We start from the raw sequence: 14,479 nt of genomic DNA, 5'->3' as shown, positions 1-14,479 counted from the left end.
AAGTCATCAATGGAAGGAAGCAAATTCAATACCTGAACTTGAACTATACCATAAAAATTTGTGCGGCAGTATTGGCTTTAGTAGCGTCGGCGACAGGAGTTCGCGGCCAGAAAGTTCTGGCTCTGAATTACGATACAATAGTCGAAGCATTTGAACCCCCTCTTTACTTAAATGACGTCACTGATTCACTAACAGCACTGATTCAACTAAAATCAGTGACGGATAAATTCCAAGCAGCAGGATTCCTAACAGCAGGAATAGATAGCATTGCGCCCTTTCGTTCAGATACCGTAGAAGTTCAAATTTACACAGGACCAAAATTCAAATGGGCCTTATTAAACAGTGGGAATATTCCTGAGGAAACACTCTCGATAATTGGATTTCGTGAAGAACTCTACTTCCAAGAATCGCTCAACACAAAACAGATCCAGCGACTATTCAAAAAGCTTTTAGACCAGGCCGAAAACAGCGGCTATCCATTCGCTCAAGTTTATCTTGACAGCGTTCAAATTGATAAAGATCAAATTAAAGCCACCTTGAATTATCAGAAAGGAGATTTTGTAGAAATTGACAGTCTGATCATTAAAGGTGAATTGAGCACGAATAGAAGATACATTGAAAACTTCATCGGGTTTAAAAAGGGCCGGCCTTATAACCAAAGTGATCTCCGAAATATTCCAACTCGCTTAAAAGAGATTCAGTTTATACAAACCATCAAACCCTATGAGGTAGGAATGAGACCAGGAGTAGCAGACATTTACCTCTATCTCAAACCCCGTAAGGCAAGTAACTTTGACGGGATCCTGGGGGTCTTACCCGATCCTGTAACAGGAGACATTCTATTTACGGGAGATGTGAAGCTCAACTTAATGAATGCCTTAAAGAGGGGCGAAACCATAAAATTGCAATGGCAACGACTACAAACACAAACGAGTCAACTTGACATTCAATTCAAGTACCCCTTTCTATTCAACACTCCACTTGGTATAGATTTCAAATTCAATCTTTATAGGCGCGATACGACCTTTAGTCAAAACAGATTGAATGTCGGGTTAGAATATTACTTCCCGGGTGATAAGAGGGTTAAGGTGTTTTATGAAAACCAAGGAGCCAATGTCATTGGCAACAGTGATTTTGTATCTCCTGACCTTGCGGATTCTCAAACAAATCTATTCGGAATAGGTGCCTATGTCTCAGATCTGGATTATCGATTCAACCCTAGGAACGGATACTACTTAGAAACCACCGCGGCAACCGGTCAGAAAGAGATAACATCACAAGTGGAAGGAGAAGCAAATCAAAAAAGTGACATCTATAACTTCAACCTGGACGCCGGCTATTTTTTACCTCTGTTTAAACGAAGTGCCCTTCACTTCCGTATGCAAGGTGGAATGTTCCTGAATGAGAATATGTTTAGAAATGAAATCTATAGAATTGGTGGATTGAAGACTCTTCGAGGATTCGATGAACAAGCCATTTTTGCTTCATCTTTTGCCATAGGAACGATTGAGTATCGATTCATCCTTGAACAGAATTCAAACCTTTTCGTATTTTTCGATCAGGCTTACTATGAAGATGAATCAACGGAAGAAAAATTATCAGATACTCCGTTTGGCTTTGGCGCAGGTGTGAATTTTGAGACCAATGCAGGAGTATTCTCATTGACCTATGCTTTAGGAAGACAATTTGATAACGACGTTTCTTTCAGAGGTGGAAAAATTCACTTTGGTTTTATCAGCTTCTTCTAAATGAAAAGACCTTTTGCCATATTGCTCATACTCTCCGTGCTTTCGCTAAACTTTAATGCGGAAGCAACAAGTAATAGCATGCTGAATTTTTTAATGGAATATCTTTCCATCAAGTATTCTGACAAGGAGTTTGATTCGTTTATTTACGTGGCGGTCAAAAAGCAAAAATTATTTCTGGTAGAAAACAATGAGATCGTAGCTGAGTATAAAGTTTCAACTGCAAAGAAAGGATTGGGCAACGAAATGGGTAGTTTCAAAACACCGCAAGGCTTGCACCAAGTTGTAGAAAAAGTCGGAGAAGAAGTAGAACCTTTTGGCATTATTAAACAAAAAGTTCCCACGGGCGAAAAAGCCGAGCCGGTTTTGCAAGCCAAGTCCACTAACCTAGACCTTATCACCTCAAGAGTCTTGCACTTAAGCGGGCAAGAAGAAGGGATAAATCGTGGTGGAGATGTAGATTCATACAGTAGAGGAATATTCATTCACGGCACTCACGAGGAAGGACTCATCGGAAAGCCTGCCAGCAAGGGGTGCATCAGAATGAAGAATGCTGATGTTATTGATCTATTCGAACGAATAGAAGTTGGTACCTTTGTGGTAATCTTGAACAACTAAAAAACAACTGAGTGAATGGGTGCAGAAACCCTTCTATTGATATCAACATTGGTCGTTTTCGCCTTGGCTATAGGAGTTTTTACCGGGCTTCATCTCGCAAAAAGAAAAGATAACTCTCCACAAATTCTCAAGGAACTTGAAGAGCACAAGGCCAGATTATTGGCCGAAACGGAAAAAAACGAAGAGTTGAAACAGTCGAGCAGAGAAGTCGGCATGTCTTTAGAGCGACTTAGAGATGAAAAAGAAAGAGCACTGGTTCTGATCTCCAGATTGGAGAGTGAAAAATCGAATGTCGAAAAGCAAATTGATGAGCAAAGAGCCGACATTCAAACAATGCAGGAAAAATTCACAAAGGATTTTAAGCTTATTGCAAATCAGATTTTCGAAGAAAAAACAGAAAGTTTTTCCAGAAAGAGTAAGGAGTCTATTGATCAATTGCTTAGCCCACTCAAAGAAAGACTCGTCTCATTTGAGAAAAAAGTAGATGAAACCCACAAGGACAGCATAAAAGAAACATCGGGACTCAAAACCGAACTTAGAACTTTGCGAGAGATGAGCGCCAAAATGACCGAAGAGGCTGAGAACCTTACAAAGGCTCTGCGCAATGACACCAAGGTACAGGGTAACTGGGGGGAAATGATTCTTGAAAGTATTTTGGAAGGCTCAGGCCTCAGAAAAGACGAGGAATACTTCCTTCAAAAAAGTTTCTCCTCTGATGAGGGAAGGCGCTTTCAACCCGACGTAATGATCAAATTACCAGATGACAAATGGGTGATAGTCGATAGTAAAGTATCATTGAAGGCCTACGAAGATTTTGTCACTGAAGAGGATCCTAAAGTCAAAGAAAGGCACTTGAAAAATCATCTGATTTCTCTAAAAAATCACATCAAGGGACTATCTGAAAAGAAATACCAAGAGTTTGCATCGGGCAAAAATCTAGACTTTATTTTGATGTTTGTCCCTATTGAGCCTGCTTACTTAACTGCTCTACAGGCAGACCACAGTCTCTTCAACGAAGCCTATGATCGAGGCATAGTGATGGTAAGCCCAACGACTTTAATTGCATCGCTCAAGATCATATCAACGACTTGGAAGCACGAGTACCAAAACAGAAATGCCCTGGAAATTGCAGAACGCGGAAAACTTTTATTTGAGAAGTTTGTGGGCTTCGCAGAAGATTTTGAAAAAATCGGACTGCAAATCGATCGTACATCGGCGACATATAATGACGCCATGAAAAAACTTCGAGACGGCCGAGGATCCTTAGTGAGTCAGGCTAAACAATTGGAAGAGCTCGGAGTGCGAGCAAACAAAAAATTGAGTAGTAATCTAATCGCTGATGGTGAGGACGCATAGACTATTAGGAATTCTAGGTATCGTGCTGATTGGCTCTCTATTTCACGCATGCTCATCGACAAATGAAGTGTCTTCAGAAGAAGTACCCACCTCTTACGGCGAAGCCAAATTGAAAATCCAACCCGAGGTTAAACTTTTTCATAAAAGCTCAGATTCCACTACCGTATTCATCAAATTTGACACGGAAAACATGCTTTATGTGAGATCAGATGAAGAATATGAAGCATCAGTAATTGTGGAAATTGAACCGATTCCAGGTAAAGCAGAAACAACCCTCCGGCCACAGAAAAAGACCGTTTCTGTTCCTCCAATACCAAAGCAGAAAAAAGGAGAAACGGCTTTGATCAGCACAACCATTTACTTACCCGAAGGCAATAACTACAGCTTAAGCGTGACCATGCGGGATGAATCAAGTAACAAAAGCTCAGAAGAGCTAATTCTTACCGAAAAGTATGGACCGAACAACCGCGAAAACTTCCTTTTATTTGAAAAAGGATTATCCACTCCGATCTTTACAGATAGGATAAAGAACAAAACCAACTACATACTAGACTACGAAATACTGGATACCGAGGTCATCTATGTCAACTATTACAATCGATCGTTTCCACTGCCACCACCTCCTTTTGCTTACTATGACCCAAAGCCATTCGATTACAATCCCGATGATCAATTTGTATTGACTGCGGATTCAGGTCAATTCAATTTTATTTCAGATCAGGAAGGATTCTATCATTTCCGTTTGGATACCACGGTAAAAGAAGGTTTTACACTTTTCGTTTCTTCAGAAGAGTTTCCCGAAGTCCAGAAAGTCCAAAATATGGTTGAGCCTTTTCGCTATTTAGTGAGTGGAAAAGAATACAAAAGCCTTTTGGAGGCTCCCGCCCTAAAGGTTGAAATGGAAAAGTATTGGGTCGATTGGGCAGGAGATCGGAATCGCGCAAGAAAGAATATCAAAACCTACTACGGGAGAGTGGAGATTGCTAATAAGTTTTTCTCCTCGCATCTCGAGGGTTGGATGTCAGATCGGGGATTAGTCTACATAATTTATGGAGAGCCAAACAAAATATACAAAACAGGTCAATTGGAAACCTGGATTTACGGTGAGGAACGAAATCCTCTCTCCATTACTTTTCGATTTATTAAAGTTGACAATCCCTTTACTGAAAACGATTATCGGCTCAGCAGAGAAGATTATTACAAACCATCTTGGTACAGATCCATCGAATCTTGGCGCAATGGTCAGGTATACTAGATCACTATGAAAAACAAGGAATTTATTGCTTACGGTATTCATCCCATTTCTGAAGCTTTGAATGAGGGGAAACCCATTGAAAAAGTTCTTGTTCAAAAAGGGCTTAAAGGAGATGCCGGATATGATGTAGTGAACGGTCTGCGAAAAGCAGAAGTCCCCATTCAGTATGTACCAAAAGCGAAACTGGACCGGATAACTGGAAAGAACCACCAGGGAATGATCGCATTCATCTCTCCGATCGAATACCAGAACATTGAATGGTTGCTTCCTGATCTTTACGAAAAAGGTGAAACACCACTTATACTTGTATTGGACGGAGTTACTGATGTCAGGAATTTCGGAGCTATCTGCCGAACCGCCGAATGCGCAGGGGTTCATGCCGTCGTTGTTCCAACAAAAGGCTCCGCACAAATCGGACCTGATGCCATAAAGACCTCAGCGGGAGCGCTTCTTCAAATCCCCATTTGCAGATCAATGAATCTTACCGAAACGCTCAATTTCTTAAAATCCAGCGGTCTCCGAATTATTGCTTGTCACGAAAAAGCAGAACTCACCTATACTGACGCTGATCTTACTACACCATCAGCTTTGGTAATGGGATCTGAGGAAAGTGGAATCCAAATCGAGAATTTGGCAACCTCTACGGATCAAATCCGTATTGCACTTAAAGGGCGTACTTCTTCATTGAATGTTTCGACTGCTACTGGTATCATTTTATTCGAAACCTTGCGTCAGAGATCAATGAGTTGAGCGAGGTTATTGAACTGTGATTCTTTATAACTTCCATGAGTGCGCCCAAATAAGCTTACATGGAATTCTAATTTTATCAAGTAATCACACACCTTGACTATGTTCTCTCCCCTGAAAACTTGCAAGTCGACCGTTTTTCTTTTACTCGGCTTTTTTATCCTTTCGTCTTTTTCATACGCTCAAGAAGCAACAACCTACTACAGGTACTTTGAGGTTACGTTTGAGCAATCCATTGATTCAGAAAGAGATGTGGATTCAGGGATCTTTAGTGAATCCCCTTTTCAACTCCGCTCTGCTTGCAGTTCCAGAAACTCAGTCATCGTAGCGGTTTCTGCAGATTACCCTAAAAGAGTGCACCAAATCGAAGATGAGTTAAAAACATCCTTACAGAGCTCATTCTCTTCCGATAAGATTGAATCTATTCATACCATTAAAGCAATAGAACTAGAATCTTTTTGTCAATGAAAGCCGCATTCAAAATCACCCAAATGAAGCTTCTATCAGCAGCCTTTCTTGCTCTTGCCATACTTCTCATCCCTACCCAATCGATTGCTCAAATTGATCTGGAATACAATGTTCCTGCTTCGGAATTGAGTCAGGCGATAGCGGGAAACGGAGTTCAAATACTGAACCCTCAGCTGGTATGTGCAGACAGCGCATCAGGAACGTATTCAATTACAGGCATTCCCGATTTCCCCGAAGGAGAGGGAATAATCCTTACTACAGGAAGTATCGAAAATCTCTTAGGTCCGAATAATACGGAAGCTTCTACTACGATAAACGGAACTCCGGGAGATCCTTTGATCACGACAATCACAGGAAACAGTAGCTTCGATGCCTGTATTCTTGAATTTGATGTAGTTCCTGTCGGTGATAGCCTTCGCTTCAACTTTACCTTTGCCAGTGAAGAGTATGATGAGTACGTAGGAACTCCTTTCAACGATTTCTTCGGATTTTTTATCAGCGGCCCCGGTATCATTGGCGATCCCGGATTAGGCGGATTAGAAAACATCGCAGTACTTCCCGGAACAAGCACTTCCGTAGGAATAAACACCATCAACAATGGAAACCCTGACATAGGAGTGCCACCTTCTAATCCTGAATTCTATGTACCTAACCCTTTAGGACTTACCGCACCGCTTCAATACGATGCTTGGACTACGGGACTTTCAGCAGTCAGACAGGTAACACCCTGTGATACTTTTTCCATCAAATTAGTTATTGCCGATGTCGCGGATCCCGAATGGGATTCAGCTGTTTTGATCGAGGCGATCGAAAGCAACAGTATTGCTCTCAGCCAAAGCAATGAAGGCAATTTGGAATCGACCATTGAAGGTTGCAATAACGGTACGGTTACATTCACTCGAACACCTGTAACGGATCAAGATGAAGTGGTGACTTTCTTCGTGGACGGAACAGCAACCAACGGGATGGACTATGAGCAAATTGGAGATGATCCTGATCCGGCCGTCCCCAAAACCATCACTATTCCCGCAAATCAGGCATCCGTATCGATCGATATCATTCCTTTTGATGACGGAATCATAGAGGGAGAGGAATTTATAGACATATTCGTTGGAAACCCTAATTGTGCAGGCACTGTCCAAGATAGTATCCGCGTATTTATCAACGACTCGATAAATGTCTCTATAGATCCTCCCTTGGCATTTGTTTGCCTAGGAAACTCGTTGACCTTTTCAGTTGATGCAGATGACAATGCCAATTTTAACTGGAGTCCGACAGATTATTTGGATGACCCCAGCATCAAGGAACCTACCACTAGCCCACTTCTCGACATTGATTATCTCCTAACCGTTACAGCAGCGGCATGCCAATCTACGGCTTTGGCTGAAATACGAGTAAGCGACGTTCAGCTTTCGGCAACATCCATCAATATTGATTGTACGGGAGATGATAACGGGAGTATTGATTTGTCCATTTCAGGAGGAGAAAGCCCTTATGAAATTGAATGGGTAGGACCGAATGGATTTTCATCAAATGATGAAGATCTTTCTGACCTTGCCCCGGGCGTTTATGCCGTATTAGTGACCGACCGTGACGGGTGCACCGGAGACCTATCTGTAGAAATAACAGAAGTACCTGCAATAGAGTTGGAGCTTACCAGCTCAGTATTCCAAGGTGGTTTCAATGTATCTTGCTTTGAAGCAAATGACGGCCAAGCCACGGTAATACCATCGGGTGGTACTCCGCCGTATAGCTATTTATGGAATGACGGAGCGGCCCAAACATCACAGACAGCTGTCAATTTGGTATCTGGCACTTATGAAGTCACCGTTACAGACGACAACGACTGTACCCAAACAGGAACCATAACCTTGTTAGCTCCTGACCCGATAACGGCCGGACTTGAAGACAGAACAGATGTATTGTGTACTGGCGAAGCTACAGGAGAGGTAACAATTTCCCCTATAGGTGGAGTCGGACCTTACACGATAGTCTGGAACACCGTACCACCTCAATTTGGAGCAACTGCTGTAAATTTAACTGCCGGATTCTACACCGCATCGATTACTGATATTAATGGATGCCAAGGAACTACAGAAATTGAGATTACAGAACCCGTAACAGCACTCGAGGGTAGCATCGCTGCAACAAATGCATCCTGCAATGGATTTTCAGATGGATCAGCCACAGCAACTATTAGTGGCGGAACGCCTCCCTACATTTACGAGTGGAGCGCTCAACCAGGGGATGACGAACCATCCATCTCTGATTTAGGAGTAGGAAGTTACACCCTTGTAGTAACGGACGATAACGGATGTACACTTGAACTTCCATTTAATATTTTGGAACCAGCTGTGTTGGAAATCGATCTTCTCTTATTGGTTAATCCAACGTGTAATGGATTTGATAATGGGAGTATTTCAGTAAATGCTACAGGAGGAACAGCACCTTACACTTACTCATGGAATACTGACCCCGTTCAATCAGGCTCGAGTATAAACAACCTTTCACCCGGAAGCTACACAGTGACTGTGACTGACGATTTCGGTTGCACGACCGATGCGACTTATGAACTAACTGAACCTTCAGCGCTCGAAATCAATTTAGTTGAACTCATCTCTCCGTCTTGTTCAGGTTTTGCGGATGGAAGCATAGAAGTTGAAGCCATCGGTAGCACCGCTCCTTACTCATTCCAATGGAATACGGTTCCACCATCTACTGGTCCGCTAATTGAAAATCTCGAAGAAGGATCTTATACCGTAACAGTTACAGATTTCCAGGGATGTACAATCGCTGAGACTTTTGAACTGATAGAACCTACGCCGCTTCAAGTTGAGCTAGTTTCTGTCCAGAATGTACTCTGCAACGGAGATGCAACAGGCGCAGTTACTATCAATATCTCAGGAGGAACAGCAGATTACGTCATCACTTGGGACGATCCGGCAAACCAAACAGGACCAACCGTCATTAATTTATTGGCTGGCACCTACACGGCTTCGATAGAAGATGCTAACGGTTGTATAATAGATTTTGAAATCACAATTACAGAACCTGATCAGCCACTCGATGCCGAAATCACTTCGCAAACTGATGTACTTTGCTTTGGTGACGGCTCAGGAGCAGCTACAGTTACCGCCACAGGTGGTAGCGGCTCTTACAGCTACCAATGGGATGACCCCGCATCACAACAGACTTCTACAGCCACAGGCTTGGTGGCAGGAACATACTCGGTAACGGTTACGGATGACAATGGGTGTGCTACTCCGGTAGTTGTTCCCGTGACAATCGGCGGTCCTACTGAGGGATTAGCTTTAGATCTAACACCTTCGGTATTCGGCGGTGGATTTAATGTCGCTTGCGCTGATGACAGCACCGCGACCATTGACTTAACTCTTACCGGTGGGTCGCCACCATACGATGTTCTTTGGAACTTGCCGGGGCTTGAGACATCAACTGATGAAGACCTTACTGATCTCGGACCAGGAACATATTCTGTTACCGTAACAGATGCAAACGGATGTGAAGCCACAGATGAAATTACCCTAACAGCTCCAACACCTATCAGCATAGAATCAACTTCAACCCCAAGTCTTTGCTTTGGTATTCCTACAGGTACCCTTGACATCACCATATCAGGAGGTGTTCCTGCTTATACTGCTGATTGGACAGGACCAGGTGGATTTACAGGAACGGGCACTAGTTTTACCGACTTGGAAGGTGGTGTCTACTTAGTCACCATAGCAGATGCCAATGGATGTATTTATCTCGATGCCGTTACGGTAATTCAGCCTGACGACCTCGTGATTACAGTTGACTCCCTGTCGGATTACAATGGATTCAACACGACTTGTTTCAACAGTCTTGATGGCGAAATTTATACCACTCCTTCAGGAGGAACAGAACCTTACAGCTATCAGTGGAATACTGCGGGTGACCCTAATTTTTCTAACCAAGAAGATGTCATCAATCTCGGTCCCGGTATATATGAGGCTGTGTTAATTGATGACAATGGCTGTGTACAAAATGAGTTTATTGAGATTGTAGCTCCCGATACACTAATGGTTGATTTCGTATTGAGCGAATACCTGAATGAATTTAACATCAGCTGCTTTGATGCGGAAGATGGATCAGCAGAAGCCATCCCTGTAAATGGGGTTGCTCCATTCTCATTTGTTTGGATCGGACCAAACGGATATGGGCCTGTCTTCGACAATCCTATTGAGGATCTCGAAGCGGGAGAGTACAGCGTTTTCGTCGAAGATGACGACGGCTGTACTACCGTTGAGACGGTTTTGCTCGTGCAGCCACCTGAACTGGAAATAGCTCTGATCGCTGAAACAATCAATGGAAATAATATTTCCTGCCAAGGCGGATCCGATGGATCAATTAACTTGATATTTGAAGGAGGAACCACTCCCATAACAATAAGCTGGACAGGACCTAACGGATTTACATCTTCTGATGAAGATCTCTTCAATCTTGTCGCTGGCGAATATTGTGTGACAGTAACCGACGACAACAATTGCAGCCAAAGCGAATGCATCATACTTACGGAGCCCGATGCAATTTCAATTGCACTTGACGCTTTTGAGTATGCAAATGGATTGAATTTGTCGTGTGCAGGTGCAGAAGATGGGTCGATTGACGCGACTGTATCAGGAGGCACTGCGCCTCTGAGCCTTCTTTGGCTGGGCCCAAATGGGTTTACATCTACTGATGAGGATATTGCGCTACTCACAGAAGGAGAATACTGCCTTACAGTAACTGATGCAAACGGTTGTAACGAAACGGAATGTATAGAATTGATAGCTCCCGATGGAGTACAAATCGACTTGGATGAAACTACTGGTGTAGATTGCTTTGGAGGCAACAATGGCTCTATCAGCATCAATATCATTACCGGAAGTGCTCCATTCGATATTACTTGGACAGGACCCAATGGATATACTTCTATCGATGAAGACATCACTGATCTGGAGCCCGGGACCTATTGCGTGCAAGTGATTGATGCGAATGGTTGCGAAGGTGATGCGTGTTTCGGTGTATCTGAACCGGAAGAGATAGGAGTCACATTCACTACCTCTTCTTTCGAAGGTGGATTTGAAATAGCTTGTGCAGGTGATGCTAATGGAGTTATCTCTACAAATATTTTCGGGGGCACAGCTCCATACGCCTTAAGTTGGACAGGCCCTGATGGATTCACATCATCAGCGGAAGAGATTACCAATTTAGGACCGGGAACTTATTGCTTGGATTTAATCGATGACAACGGTTGTCTTTTTAACGGCTGTGTTGATATCGAAGAGCCAACGCCTTTGGCAATAGATCCCATTATTAATCTGCCCGATTGTGGAGATGGAACATTGGCCGAAGTAGACCTCCAGATTTCAGGTAGTGTACCTCCATATACTATCAATTGGAGCAATGGTGGAGACACAGAGGTCATCTCGTTAGACAATGGTGAATATGATGTAATCATCACCGATGCCAATAATTGCTTGATTGAAGAAACCATCGTTATCACCCTACCGGAATCTTTACTGATCGGGTTCGATACTCCCATCCTTCCCGGGGGTGTAAATATTGCATGTAATGGAGAAAGTACGGGGTCCATCGATTTAACCCTTTTCAATGCAAATGGAATTGTCACAATAAACTGGACTGGTCCGAATGGTTTTGTCTCTACTGACGAAGATTTATCGAATCTCGAGGCTGGCGAATACTGCGTTTCTGTAGTTGATGAACTTGGCTGTGAAGCCAATGACTGCATAACGCTGACTGAGGCTACTGCTATTGACGCGACTTTTGAATCAACCGATGTTTTGTGTGATGCCGGAACTGAAGGTGAAGTGACGATAACTGTTTCAGGAGGTGTTCCTGTATATGAGATTGAATGGACAGGGCCTGCAGGCTTCACAGCAATGGGGGCAACCATAAGTGGATTGGCTGCGGGCACGTATTGCGCAACAATAACCGATGCAAATGGGTGTACGGATATCTTTTGTGTCGACATTTTCCAACCACTCATAATTTCTATAGGTCTCACAAGTCCTGAAACGGATGGATTCAACATTGGCTGTTTCGGGGATAACACAGGAGAAATAACCAGCACAATTTCCGGTGGAACCGCTGAGTATGACTATAGCTGGACGGGGCCTAACGGCTACGCATCTAGTGACGAAAATCCAATTAATCTATTTGCAGGAGAATACTGCTTAACGATAACCGATGTGAATGGATGCGCCGAAACCGAATGCATTACCCTAACGGAAGCGCCTGGTATTGAATATACCTTCGACGTATTTGAGTATCCAAATGGTTTCAATACTTCATGTGGTGATATCTGCGATGGAAGCATCGACTTAAGTATTACAGGTGGAACAGCGCCCATTACTATTGCTTGGACAGGACCTCCCGGATTTAGTGCCGATACTGAAGATCTCACCGACCTGTGCGCAGGAACGTACACAGTGACTACCACAGACGCCAATGGATGTGTACAATCAGCTTCGGTAACCTTGACGCAACCAACCCCAATTGCAATTGACTTAGAATCACCTGTTTTTGGCGGAGGATTTGAGGTGAGCTGTTCTGGTGCCAACACCGGATCAATCACTGCCACTATCGTAGGAGGTGAAAATGGTCTAACCTTTAGTTGGAGTGGCCCGAACGCGTTCACATCGGAAGATCAAGACCTTCAAGACCTATTTGCCGGTACTTATGATTTAATCGTTACAGACGGAAACGGATGCTTCGCAGAGGCGAGCATAACTTTGACAGAGCCCGCAGAGCCACTACAAGGAACTATTACGGCATCATCTTTCCCTTCAGGTGACAATATTAGTTGCACAGGATTAGATGACGGAAGCATTTCGACTGTGGTTACCGGTGGCACGGAACCCTATGAATTCAACTGGAATGGGCCTGATGGTTTTGTTTCCTCTGATCAAAACATTGAAAATCTAATGGCAGGTGATTACACCTTGGTAATCCTTGACGCAAATAGTTGCGTACAAACCATCAACATTTCATTAACGGAACCAGCTGAATCACTTACTGCTGAGCTGGAAGTTATTTCAGAAGTACTTTGTGCAGATAGTTTGAACGGAAGTCTCTCGGTATCTTTCTCAGGTGGAAGTCCGAATATTAATATCCAATGGATAGGACCAAATGATTTCACATCATCTGAGTTCACCATTTCTGACTTACCTGCAGGGACTTATACTTTTGCTTTGACGGATGCTAACGGATGCTCAGTAAGTGGAGCTCAAAATCTGGCCAATCTATCACCAATAGTAATTACTGCAGACCTCACCAGTCCTATTTGTGAAACACTAACTGGAATCATCGATGTTTCCGTTTCAGGCGGTACTCCTGCTTATGAGTATCTCTGGAACACGGGTGATACTAGCCAGGATTTAGTGGCAATTGGCCCGGGAGTTTACGATCTTCTAGTTACCGATGGTAATGGATGTGAATCGACAGCTTCCTTTGACTTAACCGTTACAAACAATTTGGAAGTTTCTGCTTCTCTGACTTCACCAGCTTGTTTTGGCGATTCGAATGGAGCAATCGAGATTTCGGTTATCTCGGGAGAAGAGCCTATTGATTTTGCATGGACAGGGCCTGATGACTTCACGGAAGTTGGCGATTTCATCATGAATATTGTCGAAGGTACTTACACCTTAACTGCTGTTGACGCGAATGGGTGCTCCGTGACTGAAAGTTATGTTCTCACAGAACCGGATCTTTTAGAAATTGAAGAACTTGAAGCCGTAGTTTATTCGAATGGTTTCAATCTTACAGGTTTTGAGTCCGGTGATGGAATCATAAGAGAGCCTGATATCATAGGAGGTTCGTCACCTTATTTGATCGATTATGTTGGACCGAATGGTTATACCTCTTCAGGTCTTGGAGATCAAGGTGGATTAGAAGCGGGATGGTACTTTGTTACCATTACAGATGCCAACCAATGCACAGCGGTAGATTCCATAGAGTTGATCCAACCTGTCCCAATAGAATTACCAAATGGTATTTCACCAAATGGTGATGGTTTTAATGATGGTTTAGTAGTGCGAGGTCTTGAAGACTTTCCCGAAAATAAGCTGATCGTTTTCAACCGATGGGGAAACATTGTATACGAAGAAGACAACTATCAAAATGTGGCTCCTTGGGTCGGAACCAACGAGAGTGGTGAAGAACTTCCGGAGGGAACATATTTCGTGATCGTTGAGCTAAGTGGAATAGATAATTTGAAAGGCTACCTTGAACTAAGGCGATAAAAATTTCA

At 43.2% G+C, this 14,479-nt stretch carries 6 protein-coding genes; all 6 read left to right on the top strand.

Annotated features, from left to right (window positions below):
• The first annotated feature begins 38 nt into the window (after positions 1 to 38).
• Positions 39 to 1,748, top strand: a complete 1,710-nt coding sequence (locus O3Q51_00880) for a BamA/TamA family outer membrane protein (protein ID MCZ4407344.1) — start codon at positions 39 to 41, stop codon at positions 1,746 to 1,748.
• Entirely contained in the window at positions 1,749 to 2,363 is a 615-nt protein-coding gene (locus tag O3Q51_00875) for a L,D-transpeptidase (GenBank protein MCZ4407343.1), read from the top strand.
• Positions 2,364 to 2,378: 15 nt separating this feature from the next.
• Complete coding sequence (gene rmuC / locus O3Q51_00870; protein MCZ4407342.1) at positions 2,379 to 3,719, top strand: DNA recombination protein RmuC; 1,341 nt, start codon at positions 2,379 to 2,381, stop codon at positions 3,717 to 3,719.
• The gene (locus O3Q51_00865) at positions 3,703 to 4,974 is read left to right on the top strand and encodes a GWxTD domain-containing protein (GenBank protein ID MCZ4407341.1); all 1,272 of its coding nucleotides are present in this window, start codon (positions 3,703 to 3,705) and stop codon (positions 4,972 to 4,974) included. Before rmuC ends, O3Q51_00865 begins: the two co-directional genes overlap by 17 nt.
• Before the next feature lie 6 nt (positions 4,975 to 4,980).
• A complete protein-coding gene (gene rlmB / locus O3Q51_00860; protein MCZ4407340.1) occupies positions 4,981 to 5,724 on the top strand; it encodes a 23S rRNA (guanosine(2251)-2'-O)-methyltransferase RlmB in 744 nt (247 codons plus the stop codon).
• A gap of 488 nt (positions 5,725 to 6,212) precedes the next feature.
• Positions 6,213 to 14,471: a choice-of-anchor L domain-containing protein gene (locus O3Q51_00855; protein ID MCZ4407339.1), complete on the top strand. Its 8,259-nt coding sequence runs from the start codon at positions 6,213 to 6,215 to the stop codon at positions 14,469 to 14,471.
• The last annotated feature ends 8 nt before the right edge of the window (positions 14,472 to 14,479 follow it).

The sequence above is a fragment of the Cryomorphaceae bacterium 1068 genome, from assembly GCA_027214385.1.
GTDB lineage: Bacteria > Bacteroidota > Bacteroidia > Flavobacteriales_D > Cryomorphaceae > JAKVAV01.
The sequence above is the reverse complement of the archived record's forward strand: the minus strand, read 5'-3'. Positions and strand labels throughout refer to the sequence as shown.

Bases quoted from the DNA above. Each gene is read 5' to 3' on its own strand.
- O3Q51_00875 (MCZ4407343.1), top strand. From the start codon at position 1,749: ATGAAAAGACCTTTTGCCATATTGCTCATACTCTCCGTGCTTTCGCTA.
- rlmB (MCZ4407340.1), top strand. From the start codon at position 4,981: ATGAAAAACAAGGAATTTATTGCTTACGGTATTCATCCCATTTCTGAA.
- O3Q51_00865 (MCZ4407341.1), top strand. From the start codon at position 3,703: ATGGTGAGGACGCATAGACTATTAGGAATTCTAGGTATCGTGCTGATT.
- rmuC (MCZ4407342.1), top strand. From the start codon at position 2,379: ATGGGTGCAGAAACCCTTCTATTGATATCAACATTGGTCGTTTTCGCC.
- O3Q51_00855 (MCZ4407339.1), top strand. From the start codon at position 6,213: ATGAAGCTTCTATCAGCAGCCTTTCTTGCTCTTGCCATACTTCTCATC.